Raw genomic sequence first — 15221 nt, 5'->3', positions numbered from 1 at the left:
CTCATGCGCGCTTGCGCTCCACGCTGACCGCTGGCCGCATGGCCGTGTTGGCCGCGACTTGCGCGGGCGCGCTTGCCGCCGGCATGCCCGCCGCCTGGGCGCAATCCGTGCCTGCCGCCGCCACGACGCAGCGCAGCTACCAGGTCCCCGCAGGCCAATTGGCTGATGCGCTGACGCAATTCGCGCGCAGCGCGGGCGTGATCCTGTCGTTCGACCCCGCGCTGGTGCGCGGACGGCGGTCGGATGGGTTGAATGGCGCGTATTCGGTGGGCGCCGGCTTTGCCCGCCTCTTGTCGGGCAGCGGCCTGCAGGCCCGTGCGCAGTCCGGCAACACCTGGACGCTCGCGCCGGCGCCGGCATCGTCTTCGGGCGATGCGCTGGTGTTGGCGCCGGTGACGGTGTCGGGCATGACGGACAGCGCGTTGGCGCCGACGGTGGGATACGTCGCCCGCGCCAGCGTCAGCGCCACCAAGACGGACACGCCGCTGATCGAGACGCCGCAATCGGTGTCCGTCGTGACGCGTGAACAGATCACGGAGCAGGGCGCGCAGACCCTGAACCAGGTGCTGCGCTATACAGCCGGCGTGGCGACCGAATCGCGCGGCGCCACCGCCACGCGCCTGGACCAGTTCACCGTGCGCGGCTTTTCGGCGTCGACCTACCTGGACGGCCTGCGGGTGTTCGGCGGACGCGACGCCTTGCCACAGGTGGACGCCTACCGCCTTGAACGCGTGGATGTCCTGAAAGGGCCGGCATCGGTCATGTACGGCCAGGGCGGCCCGGGCGGAGTGGTCAACCAGGTCAGCAAGCGCCCGCTGGAAGAGACGCTGCGCGAAGTGGAAGTGCAGGTCGGCAACTACGATTTCCGCCGCGCCAACTTCGATTTCGGCGGCCCGGTGGACGAAGAGGGCAAGTACCTCTATCGCCTGGTCGGCTCGGGCTACCTGTCCGACGGCCAGGTCATGGACACCAAGGAACGACGCTATTTCGTGGCGCCGGCATTCACGTGGAAACCCAGCGGCGATACCTCGCTGACCGTGCTGACGAATTTCCAGCGCGACCCCGACATGGGGTCTTACGGCAGCGTGTCGTCGATGCGCACGTTGCAACGCGCGCCTGACGGCATCCGCCTGCCTGCGGACTACTACGACGGCGACGCCAACTTCGAAAAGAGCGACCGCAAGAGCTATTCGCTGGGCTACGTGCTGGACCACCGCTTCAACGACACGTTCAAGGCGACGCAAAGCCTGCGCTGGACGCGTTCCGAGGCGCAGTACCGCAGCATCTACGGCGCGTCCAATCCCAACTTCGGCTATCTCGATCCCGACTACCTGTATCAGCAGCGCGCGTCGATCGCGACCGATGTGGATGTCGGCGCGTTGACCATCGACAACAACCTGCAGGCGAACTTCAATACCGGCGCCTTCGGGCACACGGTGCTGCTGGGCTTCGATTACCAGCACGTCAAGACCGATACCTTGTCCGGCTTCGGCAGCGCGCCGCCACTGTATGTGCTCAATCCGGATAACCATCAGAACATCCCGGTGCCGGCCTTCTCGACCGACGCGACGTCCAGGCAGTACCAGACGGGCCTGTACTTCCAGGACCAGATCAAGATCGAGCGCTTGTCGGTGTTGCTGGGCGGTCGCTATGACTGGTCGCGCACGGTCGGCGAAAGCACCACGATCGCGACGGGCCGCGTCGCGCCGTCGTCGCTGAACGCCGAGGCGTTCACGGGGCGTCTGGGCGTGATCTACAACTTCGACAACGGCGTGGCGCCGTACTTCAGCTATTCCGAATCGTTCGAGCCGCAATCGGGCACGGGCTGGCAGAACGTGCCCTTCAAACCGATCGAAGGCAACCAGTACGAAGTCGGCATCAAGTACCAGCCGCCCGGCAGCGCCACGATGCTGTCGTTCGCGGCCTTCGATATCCGCCGCGAGAACATGACGACCACCGATCCTGATCCGACGCACATCTGCGGTACGACGGGCGGCCGGTGCTCGATCCAGGCGGGCGAACTGCGCACGCAGGGGATCGAGCTGGAAGCCAAGACGGAACCCCTGCGCGGGCTGACGCTGGTGGCGGCGTATTCGTTGACGGACAACGAATATTCCAAGGCCAACCCCAGCTTGACTGGCCTGGACCTCAAGGGCAAGACGCCGGTGGGCGTGCCGTCGCAGCAGGCGTCTGCGTGGGCGCGCTATCAACTGCAGGACGGGCCGCTGGCGGGCATGGGCGTGGGCGGTGGCGTGCGCTACATCGGCTCGTCGTACGCCAACGACACCAACACCCTGAAGGTGCCGTCGGTGACGTTGTTCGACCTGATGCTGGACTACGATCTGGGCCGCGTGTCGCCGTCGTTGAAGGGCATGCAGGTGGCGCTGAACGTGCAGAACCTGTTCGACAAGGAATACATCGCCTCTTGCTCGGGCGATTCCTGGTGCTGGTACGGCTATCAGCGTTCGGTGAAGGCCAGCTTGCGGTATCGCTGGTAAGCGCAATGGAAAAGGCGGCCTTCGGGCCGCTTTTTCTTGATGGGCCGCAATACTCGTCAGGCGGCGCGCGCGGCAGCCACGTGCGCGCGCCAGCGGCGCAGGAAAGCGTCGCGGTCGGCGGCTGCCTCGGCTTCGTCAGCGGCCACAATCCGGATGTCCGCCAGCGGCGGCATGCCCAGATGCTTGCTGACGTCGATGTCGTTGCGGCTGGGCCGCCGGTAGGCGTTCTGCAGCAGCGCCAGTTGCATGTCGCGCGATAGCAGCAGGTCGTACATGAGGCGGGCGGCCTTCGGGTTGGGCGCGTTCTTCACCAGGGCCATGTTGTCCGCCACGGTGAAGGTGCCGTCCTCGGGGTACATGATGCCGATCTCTTTCTGGCCGCCGGCCACGTAGGGGTAGGCGGTCGATTCGAAGGTGATGCCGACCGCGTATTCTCCCTGGCCCACGCTGCGCACCACGTGCGAGGCCGAGCTGGACACGCTGACGTTGTGTGCCAGCGCCTTCAGGCCCGCTTCGCCCAAGATGCGTTCGATGCCCCACAACGCCGTGTATGCGGTCGAACTGTTGCCGGGGTCGCCGATGATGATCTTGCCTTTGAAACGGCGGTCGGTCAGGTCGGCCCAACTGGCCGGCGCGGCGCCTGTGAGCTGGCGCGCATTGACCATGGCCACCACGATATGGATGTTGGCGGCAGTCCACAGGTTGCCGGGGCCATGCAGCGCGGCGGGGATCGCAGCGGCTTCCGGGGACAAGTAGGATTCGAACAGCGCCCGGTAGCCATGCATGATGTTGGCGCTGGACGTCCAGAACAGGTCGCTCTTGGGCTTGGCGGATTCAGCTTCGATCCGCTTAAGCAGCTGGCTGCTGCCACCGACGACTGCGCTGGGACGCACGTCGGGCAGCTTCACCCGGGCCATGTCGTTGGCCGTTTCCACCGATTGCGAATTCAATGTGGTGTACAGCACCACTTGTTCGGCACGCTGGGCCAGCGCGCGGGCGGGCAGGGCGCACGCGCCGCCGCTGGCGGCCAGCAGCTTGAGCACTTGACGGCGGTTGAGCGAGGGAAGATGAATCATGGGATGCCTCTTGCGCTAGGGGAATAAAGACGGCTCAGGCGAAAAGCCGGAGTTTGAATAGCCGGGTCGCCAGCAGCACCGGCGCCAGGATCACGGTGATCAGCACCAGGCCATAGGCGGACGCCTGGGCCATGAGGCCGCTGTCGATCAGCCGGAAGATCTGAATGGGCAGGGTTTCGTGTCCGGGCGAATACACGATGACCGACGCGCTCAGCTCCGACACGGTGGTGGTCCAGGTCAACACGGCGGCGGCCGCGATGGCCGGCGCCATCAGCGGCAGCACGACTTTCAGGAAAGACGCGAATGGCGGCACGCCCAGGCTGACGGACGCCTCTTCGACGGAGTCGGGCAGGTTGAAGAGCGTGGACGAGGCGTTGCGCACACCGAACGGCAAGCGCCGCACAATGTAGGCCAGCACGATTAGCGAAGCCGTGCCGGAAAGATCGAACGCGCCGTGGCCGAAGGTCATCAGCAGTCCGATTCCGATGACGGTGCCGGACAGCGCCAGCGGAATCGAGCTGAGGTAGTCCAGCCACGGCGTCAGCAGGTTGCGCTTCTTGACGATCAGGTAGCTGGCCAGCGTGCTGAAGGCGATGGCCGCGAGCGTGGCCGCACCCGCGTAGGCGATGGAGTTCAAGACCGGCGCGGGCGCGTTGATCAGCACGCGTTCAAGGTGGGCCGCCGTCCATTCGCCCCAACGCATCACCGGACCGTTCGCGCGCGTGAAGGCGCCCGCGGCCAGCGTACCGAGCGGCAGCATGGACAGTGCCATGACGGCCAGCGCGGCGCCTGCCATCGCCAACGCGCCCGGGCCGCGCAGCGGGGTCGCGGGCGCACCGCGTCCTTGGGTGATCTCGTAGCGTCCGCGCGATACGATCCAGCGTTGAAGAAAGAGCGCCAGCATCACGAGCGAAATCGACGTGGTCGCCAGTGTGCTTTGCATGACCGGATCGCTGCCGGTCTCGGATACCGAGGCCTGATAGGTCAGCACGGACAGGAGCTCGACCTGATGCCCCAGGATCATCGAGGTGGCGAAGTTGCCCACCACCATGGTGAACACGAGCAGGGCGCTGGCCAGGATGGCGGGCATCACGACCGGCGCCATGACCTTCAACCGGGAGACGGGCGGGGACGTGCCCAGGCTTTGCGCGGCTTCTTCCAATTGCGAATCGAAGCCCCGGATGGCTGCCAGCGTGCCAATGTAGATATAGGCGTAGTAGGTGAAGGTCATGACGATCAGCAGCCCGGGCCAGCCGTAGAACGACGGCATGTCCAGCCCCAGGCCGTCGCGAACGGCCCGCGTAAGCACGCCGTTGTTGCCCAGGATCATCAGCCAGGTCTGCGCGCCGATCACCTCGGGGATGATCAGCGTGATCAGGGGCAGGATCGACACCAGTGCCTTGCCGGGATAGCGGTGGCGCGCCGTCAGGTAGGCAAGCGGTACGCCGATGCCGGCGGCCAGCAGCGTCACGCCGGCCCCCAGCATCAGGGTGTTGCCGATGGCGCGCAGGTAGCGCGGATCCGACACCAGCAGGCGCCAGCCCGAGTGCCCGTCGTCGTTGCGGGCCAGCACGCTGGCCGACAGGATGTTCAGCACGGGCCACACCAGGAAGACCGCCAGCACGGCCAGCACCGCCAGCGACAGCCAGGTCCATGGAGACCGCAGCGAGGAGATCAGCCGCTTCATGATGCCAGCACCAGGGTCTTGCCGGGATCGAATACCAGGCCGACCGCCATGCCACGGGCCAGCGGCGACGCCTGCCCGCCGTGCACGTCCACGTTCATGAGACGGCCTCCGGGCAATTGGACGCGGTAGTTCATCTTGATCCCCAGGTACTGCTCCGCCAGAATGCGGGCGGGCACCCCCACGCCTGGCGAGGCGTTCAGTTGGATGTCTTCGGGCCGCGCGACCAGCACGGCGGCGCCGTTCAAGGGCGCGGGCGCGTGCGCGGCGATGGGGTGCCCGTCCAGCTCCAGCCGGACGGACCCGGGGGCCGGGGTGACGCATTGCACGGGCAGCAGGTTGGCCGCGCCGATGAAGTCGGCGACGTAGCCGCTGGCGGGGTGCCCGTAGACGTCGCGCGGCGCGCCCAGTTGCGCCACACGGCCCTTTTCCATGACGGCGATCTGATCGGACAGGGCCAGCGCCTCTTCCTGGTCATGGGTGACGAAGACCGTGGTGATGCCCGCTTCCCGCTGCAATTCGGCGATGGTCTGTCGGACCTGGATGCGCAGCTTCGCGTCCAGGTTCGACAGCGGTTCGTCCATCAGCAGCACCTGAGGCTGGATGACCAGCGCGCGGGCGAGGGCCACGCGCTGGCGCTGCCCGCCGGAAAGCTCGGCGGGCAGCCGCGCCGCGTATTCCGCCAGGCCGACGCGTTCCAGCGCGGCCGCGACTTTCTGCTTGATCAACGCGGGCGCGACGTTCCGGGCACGCAGGCCATACGCCGCGTTGTCGAAGACGCTGCGGTTGGGAAAGAGCGCGTAATCCTGGAACACCATGCCGATGTTGCGCTGGTGCGCCGGCAAGCGTGTGACGTCCTTGCCGCCGAACAGCAGGCGTCCGGATTCGACGGGGATGAAGCCCGCCAGCGTGCGCAGCAAAGTGGTCTTGCCGCAGCCGCTGGGTCCGAGCAGCGTGAAGAAGCTGCCCGGCGCGATGTCCAGGTTCAAGCCGTCGATGACGCGTTGCCGGTTGTACGAGATGCAAAGATTTTCAATGCGGATATCCATGGCAGGAGGCTCCTGGCCCGAGAGGAAACATGTCAGTGCGGGAATAGGGCCGCCGGTGGCGGCCGGTGGGCGGATCAGCCCATGGCGTGGCGCAACAGGTCCAGCGCTTCGCGGTGCCGCGCGGGGTCGCCGGCAGCAAGAATGCGCGGGCTGGGGTTGTCCAGGCCAAGCGGGCGGCCGTCCCAGTCGGTGATGACGCCGCCCGCGCCCTGGATGACCGGGATGAAGGGCGCGTAGTCGTACAGCGCCAGCCGGGCGTCGATGGCGACGTCCGTGCGGCCGGATGCCAACAGCCCGTAGGCCAGGCAGCATCCGCCGTAGATGCGCCAGCGGGTGCGTTCGCGCAGCGCCTGGAAGGCGGGCAGCTCTTCGGGGGCGTAGAAGTCAGGGTTGCTGGTGCTGAGCATGGCGTCGCCCAGGTGGTCGCAAGCGCGTGTGCGGCAAGGCTGCCCTTGGTGCCGCGTGGGGCGACCCGCCGCGCCGACCCAGCGTTCGCGGATTGCCGGAAAATCCATCACGCCCATCACGGGTACGCCCCGGTGCAGCAGCGCGATCAGCGTGCCGAACACGGGCACGCCGGCGATGAACGGGGCGGTGCCGTCGATGGGGTCCAGCACCCAGACGGATTCCGCGTCCAGCCGAACGGTGCCGCCTTCTTCGCCATAGATGCCGTGGCTGGGGAATGCGCCTTCGATGCGTGACCGCAAATGCGCCTCGATGGCGTGGTCCAGCGCGGTGACAAGGCTGCGGTCCGGCTTGATGTCGGTGCGCGGCGCGGTGCTCAGGTAGGGCGCATACAGGTCGCGGGCTTCATCGGCCAGGCGCTCGGCAAAGGCGATGCAATCGTCCAGGGTGTCAGTCATGGTGGCTCCTTATTCGGGGAATCCGCTGCGTGGGGGCGGCGTGTTGTCGTGGGGGGCATCGGCGTGGGCGTCGGGGGGGCCAATGCCGGCAAGCGTGTCGATGCGCGTGGGCGCCAGCAGGTGGCGGGACGGCATGGGCTGCCAGCCGTACAGGGCTTGCGTGGCGGCGCCGCATACGCGCCCCTGACAGGCGCCCATGCCGCAGCGCGTGTGCAGCTTTGCGTCGATCCAGCCGTCGCATCCGGCCAGGGCGGATTGCGGCACGTCTTCGCAACGGCAGATCAGCGTATCGGGGCGGGCCAACGCCAGCACCGGTTCGCCCAACGAGAAATGGCGGCGCAGGGTGTCGGCGAACGCCTGCCACCGCGCCAGGCCGGGCGCCAGGCGCGTGGCCTGCGCCAATTCGCCGACCGCGGCGTATCCCGCGATCGCGCCCTGGCTGCTTGCCCGTTCGCTGCCGCCCACGCCGGTGCATTCGCCCGCGGCAAAGACGCCGGGCACGGAGGTCTGAAGCATGTCGTTCACGTGCAGGCCGTTGTGGAGGTTCAGGGCGCAACCCAGCATCTGGCCCAATTGGGTATTGGGCACCAGACCGAATCCGCAGGCCAGCCGATGGCAAGCGATCCGTTCTTCGCGGTGTCCGCGGCGCAGCCTGACGTGCTGCAGCCGGCCGTCGCCGCTGGCTTCCAGCACATGGCTGGCGCCGCGGTACTGCGGGTGGAACAGAGCGGCGGCCTGCAGGGCTTTGCCGGGCCAGCGGGTCAGGCTGCCGGAGACACGCAGCAGCGCATGCCAGCCGGCTTGCTCGGCGATGCGGACCACGGTCGCGCCGGCCTGCCGCGCGCTTTGCGCGGCTGCCAGCAGCAGCGGCCCGGTGCCGGCGACCACAATGCGTTGGCCGCGCACGGGCACGCCGCCTTTGATCAGCGCCTGCAGGCCGCCCGCACCCGTCACGCCGGGCAGCGTCCAACCGGGAAAGGGCAGCAGCAATTCGCGTGCGCCCGTGCAGAGGATCAGCGAACCATAATGCTGGACCCAGCCTTGGTGCGCATCTTCCAGCAGCAGGGCGGGCGAGCCGGGTTGGCCGGCGAGGCCCGCGACGCGGGTGCCGCAGAGGAGCCGGATGTTGCTGTGGCGCGCCAATTGTTCGCGTTGGCGTTTGGCCGGACCGGGCAGTTTCACGCCGGGGCCGTCGCGCCATATCTGCCCGCCCGGGGCGGGGTTGTCGTCCACGACAACGATGGCGCGCCCGCTTGGGGCGGCAGCCAGCGCCGCGGCCATGCCGGCGGGACCCGCGCCGATGATGAGCAGGTCGCACGCGCTGTGGTGGCCATCCGGCGGGTTAGCCGTGGCGGCGTGCAAGGCGCGGTCCAGCACGGTGTCGATGCGCATGCCTTGCTGGCAAGGCGTCTGGCAGGCCAGGCGCAGATGCCCGTCGATCAGGACGCGGCATTCGTGGCAGACGCCCATGCCGCAAACGGCAGCCCGCTTTTCGCCAGTGACCGAGATGCGGGAATTGCCGGGCGCGCGGGCGGCCAGGGCGGCGGCGACGCTGCTGCCGGGGGCAACGCTCAGGGGCTGGCCGTCCAGTTGGATGCGCAGGCGGGCAGGCGGGGTGGGCCTCATGTCGTGGCCTTGTCGAAGTGGCGGGTGGCCGCAAGCGGCGCGGCATCCAGCGGCAGCGGCGCGCCCGTCATCAAGGCGGTCAGCAGCTTCGCGGTGGCCGGGGCGGTGGTGACACCCAGGCCTTCGTGGCCCACCGCCAGCCAGAGCGATTCGCGCGTGGGATGCCGGCCGACGAGGGGCAGGCCGTCCGGGGTGGCGGCGCGTACGCCCGTCCAGGTGCGCAGGATGTTGTGGCCGGACAGCGCCGGCAGGTAGTCGATGGCGAGTTTGAGCATGCGCGACAGGACGGCGGGCTCGACGGCGGGGTCTTCCTCGCCTACTTGGCGGGACGAGCCGATCAGCAATTGGCCCGTTGGCCGGGGCTGCACATTGAAGGCGACGGCGGCGCCTTCGCGCTGTTGCGTGCTGGCCATGTAGCCCAGTTCGACCAGCTGATGGCGGATCGCGAAGGGGTAGCGGTCGGTGATGGCCAGATGGCCTTTTTTGGGGTGCAGGGGAAGGTCGGCGCACAAGCGGGTGGCAGGCATGCCCGCGGCCAGGACCACTGCGCTGGCGTCGCGCCGGGAGCCATCGGTCAGAACCGCGCCATGCGTGTCGATCTGCCGGACTTCGACGGCTTCGAACGACAGGGTGGGCGGCGCTTGCGCCAGCAGCCAACGGGCGGCGCTGGGCGCGTAGACCAGGCCGTCGCCGGGCACCTGCAGCGCGCCGGCCAAACCGGTTCGCAAGGCGGGTTCGGCGTCAGCCAGTTGCCGCGCGTTCAACAGCGTGGCGGCGACGCCGCAGGCACGCAGGCGAGCCTGCTTGCGCTCGGCCTCGGCCATTTCCTCTTCGTTGGCGGCGATCCACATCGTGCCGCAGCCGGTATAGGCGCAGCCGGTTTCGGTTGCGTTCATGCGGGGCCCCCATTCGCGCCAGATCTCCAGCGATGCGCTGCTTAGCGCCAGCTCGGCCGTGTTGTCGTCCATGACGACCAGGTGCCCCATGCCGGCTTGCGTGGCGCCGCCCAGGCGGGCGTCGACCACATGCACCGAGAGGCCGGCCCGCGCCAGCTCGTGGGCGCAGGCGGCGCCGACGATGCCGGCGCCGACCACCAGGACATCCGTGTGACCGTGTGACATGGGAGGGCTTTCCGTGAAGGAACTACAACCGGATGCCCCAGCCGAAGGGATCGTCCGGCTGGATCAACAGGGTGGCGTCGGCGCAGACATAAGCGCGCCCGCGGATGGTGGGCAGGATCTGGTCGCCGGCTTGCGCGTAGCTGGCTTCGAATACGCTTCCGATCACGCTGGCCTGGCGCCAGATCTGGCCGGGGGCGAGCTTGCCGTCGGCCGCCAGGCAGGCCAGCTTGGCGCTGGTGCCGGTGCCGCACGGCGAGCGGTCATAGGCCTTGCCGGGGCACAGGACGAAATTGCGGCTGTCGGCATCGGCATCGGGGGCGAACAGTTCGATATGGTCGACCTGCGCGCCGTCGGCTCCGGTGATGCCCGCGCGTTGCAATGCCTGACGGATGGCCCAGGCGTGGGTGGTCAGGGCATCCAGGTTGTCCGGCGCGACACGCTGGCCGTGTTCGGCGGTCAGGAAGAACCAATTGCCGCCCCAGGCCACGTCGCCTGTCACGTCGCCGTAGCCCGGCACGTTCACGTGCACGGCGTGATGCAGGCGGTAGGCGGGCACGTTGCGCACGCTGACTGTGCCGTCGTCGTGCAGCGTGGCCCGGACGGTGCCGACAGGGGTCTCGATGCCGTGTTCACCCGGGGTAATCCGGTTCAGATAGGCCAGTGTGGCCACCAGACCGATGGTGCCGTGGCCGCACATGCCCAGATAACCCGCGTTGTTGAAGAAGATCACGCCAGCGGCATTGGCCGGGTCGGCGGGGGCGCACAGCAATGCGCCCACCATGACGTCGCTGCCGCGGGGTTCCAGCACGGTGGCGGCGCGCCAGGCATCGTGCGTGCCGGCCAGCCGCTGCTGCCGCTCGGCCATGGTGCCGGCGCCAAGATCGGGGAAGCCCGAGATGACCAGCCGGGTGGGTTCGCCGCCGGTGTGGGAATCGATGACACGGATCTGTTGCATGGACGCGCCTTTGGTCTTGGGGAACCGCTTCAGTCTAGACATGGAACGGACAGGCGTCGTGGCGTGGCGGCCGCAACGCCTGTCCGAACCGGTAATGAATCGCGCAGCGGGATAACCTTGGGTTATCTACGGGCTACCGCCGCCGCGCATCGCCGTGCGGCACTGTCAGGGCACGGACTGGTACTTCGCCGGGCGGGTGGCCAGCGCCTTGGCCACCACCCGTTCGATCAGCGCGCGTTCCTCGCCGATGACCGGCAGGCGCGGGCGGCGCACGTGTTCGGTGCCGACGCCCACCAGCACATCGATCAGCTTCAGGTTCTGCACCAGCTTGGCAGAGACGTCCAGGTGCAGCAGCGGCGTCATCCACTGGTAGAGCGCCAGGGCTTCGGCGTGCTTGCCCGCTTTCACCAGGTCATAGAGGGCGACGGTTTCACGCGGGAAGGCGCAGCCCACGCCGGCCAGCAGGCCGTCGCAGCCCAGGGCCAGCCCTTCGTAGGCCAGGTCGTCCACGCCCAGGAAGATCTGGTAGCGGTCGCCCACGGCATTGCGCAGATCGGTGACGCGGCGGGTATCGCCCGAGCTGTCCTTCACTGCGGCGATCCATTTGCAGTCGGCCAGTTCGGCCATGTGTTCCGGTTTCAGGTCGACGCGATACGCCAGCGGGTTGTTGTAGACCATGACGGGCTGCTGCGCGGCATCGGCCATGGTGCGCACGTTCAGCATGGCTTCGCGCGCGTCCGCCACGTAGATCAGGGACGGCATGAGCATGAACCCGGCCACGCCCAGCTTGTTGGCGCCTTCGATGTAGCGCAGCGCTTCTCGGGTGCTGGTTTCGGACACGTTGGCCAGGACAGGTACGCGACCGCCCGCGGCGTCCAGCGCGATCTTGGCGACCTCCAGCTTTTCTTCCAGCGTCAAGGTGCTGGCCTCGCCCAGCGAGCCGCAGGTGACCATGCCGTGGACGCCGTTGCGAATCTGGAAATCGATGTGCTTGGCGGTGCCTTCGGCATCGATCCGTTCGTCGGCGTGGAACTTGGTGGTGATGGCGGGAAAGATGCCAGTCCAGCGGGGATGGGTCATCAGGGACTCCTGGTTGAAGCGCGGTTGAAGAGCATTGATATGTGATTAATATATTTAAATGGGGATTTAAAAGAATAGGGGTTAACCAGCGCGTCCTATCCATCCCCCATTTTCTTGTGTAGACCGTAGTGAGAATGGTTATAATTTAGGCCCTGCCAAACAGGCATCGGCCGCGGGGCTTGCCTGATTGGGTTGATGGACCGGTTTTCGGACTAAAGGAATAATCCAAAATGAAATTCGCTAGGACTTTGGCCGCTATTGCCCTGTTGGGCAGCGCGGGCGCCGCGCAGGCGCACTTTGTTTGGCTGGAACGCAGCGCCGAGGGTCCGGCCAAGGCGTACTTCGGCGAATGGGCCGATGACCTGCGCGAAAAGCGCGATGGCCTGCTGGGCAAGGTCCTGGTCGCGCCGGTCGTGACCGGCACGGACGGCAAGGCGTTGAAGGTGTCCGCCGAAGGCGCGGATTTCGTGGAGTTCGGTGCGGCAGGCAAGGGCGATGTCCGCCTGGCCCAGCCCATCCAGTTCAAGGAGACCCTGGTCAAGTACAACGCCAGGGCCGGCCGCGCCGACACGCAAGGCAAGCTGGACCTGGAGCTTGTGCCGACCGCCGCCGGCGCCAACACGTTCGTCCTGCAATTCCAGGGCAAGCCGCTGGCCAAGACCGAAGTCACCGTGTTCGGTCCGCCGAAGTGGGAAAAGCGTTTCCACAGCGATGAGAACGGCCGCATCGAAATCACGACGCCGTGGCCCGGCCAGTATGTGCTGGAAGCCGCGCACGTCGAAGAGAAGGCGGGCGAGGCCGACGGCAAGTCCTACGCCAAGATCCGCTACGTATCCACCCTGACCTTCAACGTGTCCAAGTGAAAGCTCCCGCAGCCGGCGCAGGCATGATGCGCTATCGAATGGCCGTGTTTTCCAGAATGGCTGCGGCCATCCTGGGCGGCTATGTCCTTGCCTCGGCGGCTGCGGCGTGCCTGGCCGTCTGGCTGCCCATGGGGCGGGCGGACGCCGTCACCACGGCGCAGATGCTGTCCTTCGTGTTCTATGCCTGTGGCGTCATCTGGGTGTTCGCCACGCGCAACGCCTGGCGCGCCTGGGCCGGGGTATTGCTGCCGGCCGCCGTGCTGGGCGGCCTGTTCCTGGCGGGGCGCATGATGGGGGCGGCATGAAGGCAGGGAAAGCCCGCGCGCAGGGCGAAGAAGGCCTGCGCCAGTCCATGTCCTGGTTGCACACCTGGGCCGGTCTGATTTTCGGCTGGGTGCTGTTCGCGATGTTCCTGACGGGGTCGCTGGCGTTCTTCAGGCCCGAGATCACGCATTGGATGCAGCCCGAGATCGAGGTTCAGCCGGTGCCTGCGGTGCAGGCCGTGGATATCGGACAACGTTACCTGAGCGCGCATGCGCCGGATGCCAAACGCTGGTTCATCACGCCGCCGTCGAACCGCGAGCCGCTGATCCAGATGCTGTACCAGGTGGCCAAGCCCAAGCCGGGCGAGCGCGGGTTCGTGCGCGTGAAGCTGGATTCCGCGACGGGGCAGGCCGTGGTCGGGCGCGAGACGCGCGGCGGCGACTTCTTCTACCGTTTCCACTTCGAACTGGAGACCGCGTTTCCGTGGGGGCGCTGGCTGGCCAGCATCGCGGGCATGTTCATGCTGGTGGCCATCATCAGCGGCATCATCACGCACAAAAAGATATTCACCGATTTCTTTACCTTCCGTCCTAAAAAGGGCGGGCAACGCGCCTGGATGGACGGGCACAACGTATTGTCCGTGCTGGGGTTGCCGTTCCACCTGATGATCACGTTCAGCGGCCTGGTGCTGTTCATGGTCATGTTGATGCCCGCGGGCATCCATGCCGTCTACGAAAACCCCCGCCAATACACGGACGATGTCTTCAAATCGTTCAAGGTCACGCCGCCGCTGAACCAGCCCGCACCGCTCGTGCAGATCGCGCCGCTGGTGGAGCAAGCCCAGCAGCACTGGCAGGGCCGGGTCGGCCGCGTCACCGTCAACAACCCGGGTGATGCCGGCGCCACCGTCACGCTGGTGCGCGATGCCGCCGACGGCGTGTCGTATGGCCGCTTGGCGCCCTATATGCGCTTTAACGGCGCGACGGGTGAATTCCAGGAAGGCGAGGACGACCTGAGCGCCACGGTGAAGACCGCCGGCGTCATCACGGGCCTGCATCTGGGGCTGTTCGCCGAGCCCCTGCTGCGCTGGTTCTATTTCCTGGTCAGCCTGGCCGGCACCGGCATGGTGGGCTCGGGCCTGGTGCTGTGGATTGCCAAGCGCCGCCAAAAGGCGCGGCCGGGCGATGCGCGCGAAGCGTTTTCCCTGCGCCTGGTCGACGGCCTGAACGCCGGCACGATCGCGGGCGTGGTATTTGGCGTGGCGGCCTTTTTCCTGGCCAATCGACTGTTGCCGGCCGACATGCCCGGACGCCAGGTATGGGAAGTGCGGGCCTTCTTCTCGGCCTGGGCGCTGTCGCTCGTCTACGCCTTCTTGTTCCAGCGCCGCAAGTGGCAGGACCTGCTGGGCGTGGCCGCCGCGTCGCTGGCCCTGGTGCCGGTCGTCAACGTGTTCACGACGTCTCGCCATCTGGGCGTGTCGCTGCCGCAAGGCGATTGGGTCATGGCCGGATTCGACCTGACCTGCCTGGCCGGCGCGCTGCTGTTCGCATGGATGGCGCGCAAGGCGGCCCGGGTCCGAAAAGCCCCGGCGAAGGCGCCTGCGAAAGCCGCCGCCAAGACGGCGTCGCCCCAATCCGCTGCTCAAGCTGTTGCCCAAGTCGCTGTTTCCGAGGCGCCCCGCGCCCCGAACCCCGTCGCCTATGAACCGCGAGGTGATACGCCATGACGCTTGCCGCCTTCTGCCTGGCCTACGCCGGGTTTTCCGCCCTGTGCCTGGGCATGGACCGCCACTACGAAGACGTGTTCGACCGCGCCATGCCGCGACGCCACCGGGTGCCGCTGCGGGCATTCGGCTGGGGGGCGCTGGCGCTGTCGCTGTGGGCTTCCGCCGCGGTCTGGGGCTGGAGTTACGGCACGGTCGAATGGGTCGGCATTCTCAGCATCGCCGGCCTGTTGCTGATCTGGTTCCTGACGTTCCGCCCGCGTGCCGCGCTGACCGCGGGCGGGCTGTGCGCGCTGGCGGCGCCGCTGCTGGCCGTCCTGTGACCTGGTAGGCCGGCGAATTCACCTTGGGCGCGCCGGCCGGCGGTTCCGTGCCGCCGGCACGTTACACTGCTTGTTTCCCCTAGCAAACGCCTCTTC

Annotated in this window: 13 protein-coding genes; 5 read left to right on the top strand and 8 right to left on the bottom strand. The window is 67.5% G+C overall.

Features of this window, described 5'->3' with window-relative positions; genetic code table 11:
• Positions 1 to 38: 38 nt before the first annotated feature.
• Complete coding sequence (locus A9973_RS25020; protein ID WP_183016388.1) at positions 39 to 2498, top strand: TonB-dependent siderophore receptor; 2460 nt, start codon at positions 39 to 41, stop codon at positions 2496 to 2498.
• Between the two features lie 56 nt (positions 2499 to 2554).
• Here A9973_RS25020 and A9973_RS25015 read toward each other — a convergent pair whose 3' ends face one another.
• The 8 genes from A9973_RS25015 to A9973_RS24980 all read right to left on the bottom strand — a co-directional run bounded on the left by A9973_RS25015 (position 2555) and on the right by A9973_RS24980 (position 11952).
• Positions 2555 to 3574, bottom strand: a complete 1020-nt coding sequence (locus A9973_RS25015) for an extracellular solute-binding protein (RefSeq protein ID WP_183016329.1) — start codon at positions 3572 to 3574, stop codon at positions 2555 to 2557.
• Positions 3575 to 3608: 34 nt separating this feature from the next.
• A complete protein-coding gene (locus A9973_RS25010; protein WP_183016328.1) occupies positions 3609 to 5261 on the bottom strand; it encodes an iron ABC transporter permease in 1653 nt (550 codons plus the stop codon).
• Complete coding sequence (locus A9973_RS25005; RefSeq protein ID WP_183016327.1) at positions 5258 to 6307, bottom strand: ABC transporter ATP-binding protein; 1050 nt, start codon at positions 6305 to 6307, stop codon at positions 5258 to 5260. Before A9973_RS25005 ends, A9973_RS25010 begins: the two co-directional genes overlap by 4 nt.
• 74 nt (positions 6308 to 6381) lie before the next feature.
• Entirely contained in the window at positions 6382 to 7170 is a 789-nt protein-coding gene (locus A9973_RS25000; RefSeq protein WP_183016326.1) for an inositol monophosphatase family protein, read from the bottom strand.
• 9 nt (positions 7171 to 7179) lie between these two features.
• Positions 7180 to 8796: an FAD-dependent oxidoreductase gene (locus A9973_RS24995; protein WP_183016325.1), complete on the bottom strand. Its 1617-nt coding sequence runs from the start codon at positions 8794 to 8796 to the stop codon at positions 7180 to 7182.
• Positions 8793 to 9917, bottom strand: a complete 1125-nt coding sequence (locus A9973_RS24990) for an FAD-binding oxidoreductase (protein WP_183016324.1) — start codon at positions 9915 to 9917, stop codon at positions 8793 to 8795. The genes A9973_RS24995 and A9973_RS24990 overlap by 4 nt, the downstream gene beginning before the upstream one ends.
• 22 nt (positions 9918 to 9939) lie before the next feature.
• Positions 9940 to 10872: a 4-hydroxyproline epimerase gene (locus A9973_RS24985; RefSeq protein ID WP_183016323.1), complete on the bottom strand. Its 933-nt coding sequence runs from the start codon at positions 10870 to 10872 to the stop codon at positions 9940 to 9942.
• 165 nt (positions 10873 to 11037) lie between these two features.
• Positions 11038 to 11952: a dihydrodipicolinate synthase family protein gene (locus A9973_RS24980; protein ID WP_183016322.1), complete on the bottom strand. Its 915-nt coding sequence runs from the start codon at positions 11950 to 11952 to the stop codon at positions 11038 to 11040.
• 230 nt (positions 11953 to 12182) lie between these two features.
• On the opposite strand from A9973_RS24980, the gene A9973_RS24975 reads away from it, so the two are divergent.
• Genes A9973_RS24975 through A9973_RS24960 form a run of 4 tightly spaced genes read left to right on the top strand, consistent with a single transcriptional unit; the run spans position 12183 to position 15125 of the window.
• The gene (locus A9973_RS24975) at positions 12183 to 12815 is read left to right on the top strand and encodes a DUF4198 domain-containing protein (protein ID WP_183016321.1); all 633 of its coding nucleotides are present in this window, start codon (positions 12183 to 12185) and stop codon (positions 12813 to 12815) included.
• A gap of 23 nt (positions 12816 to 12838) precedes the next feature.
• Complete coding sequence (locus tag A9973_RS24970) at positions 12839 to 13120, top strand: DUF3649 domain-containing protein (RefSeq protein WP_183016320.1); 282 nt, start codon at positions 12839 to 12841, stop codon at positions 13118 to 13120.
• On the top strand, positions 13117 to 14805 hold the full coding sequence (locus A9973_RS24965; RefSeq protein WP_183016319.1) for a PepSY domain-containing protein: 1689 nt from the start codon (positions 13117 to 13119) through the stop codon (positions 14803 to 14805). Before A9973_RS24970 ends, A9973_RS24965 begins: the two co-directional genes overlap by 4 nt.
• Entirely contained in the window at positions 14802 to 15125 is a 324-nt protein-coding gene (locus A9973_RS24960) for a DUF3325 domain-containing protein (protein ID WP_183016318.1), read from the top strand. The genes A9973_RS24965 and A9973_RS24960 overlap by 4 nt, the downstream gene beginning before the upstream one ends.
• The last annotated feature ends 96 nt before the right edge of the window (positions 15126 to 15221 follow it).

The organism is Achromobacter sp. UMC46 (assembly GCF_014170335.1).
Lineage (GTDB): Bacteria > Pseudomonadota > Gammaproteobacteria > Burkholderiales > Burkholderiaceae_B > Achromobacter.
The sequence above is the reverse complement of the archived record's forward strand: the minus strand, read 5'-3'. Positions and strand labels throughout refer to the sequence as shown.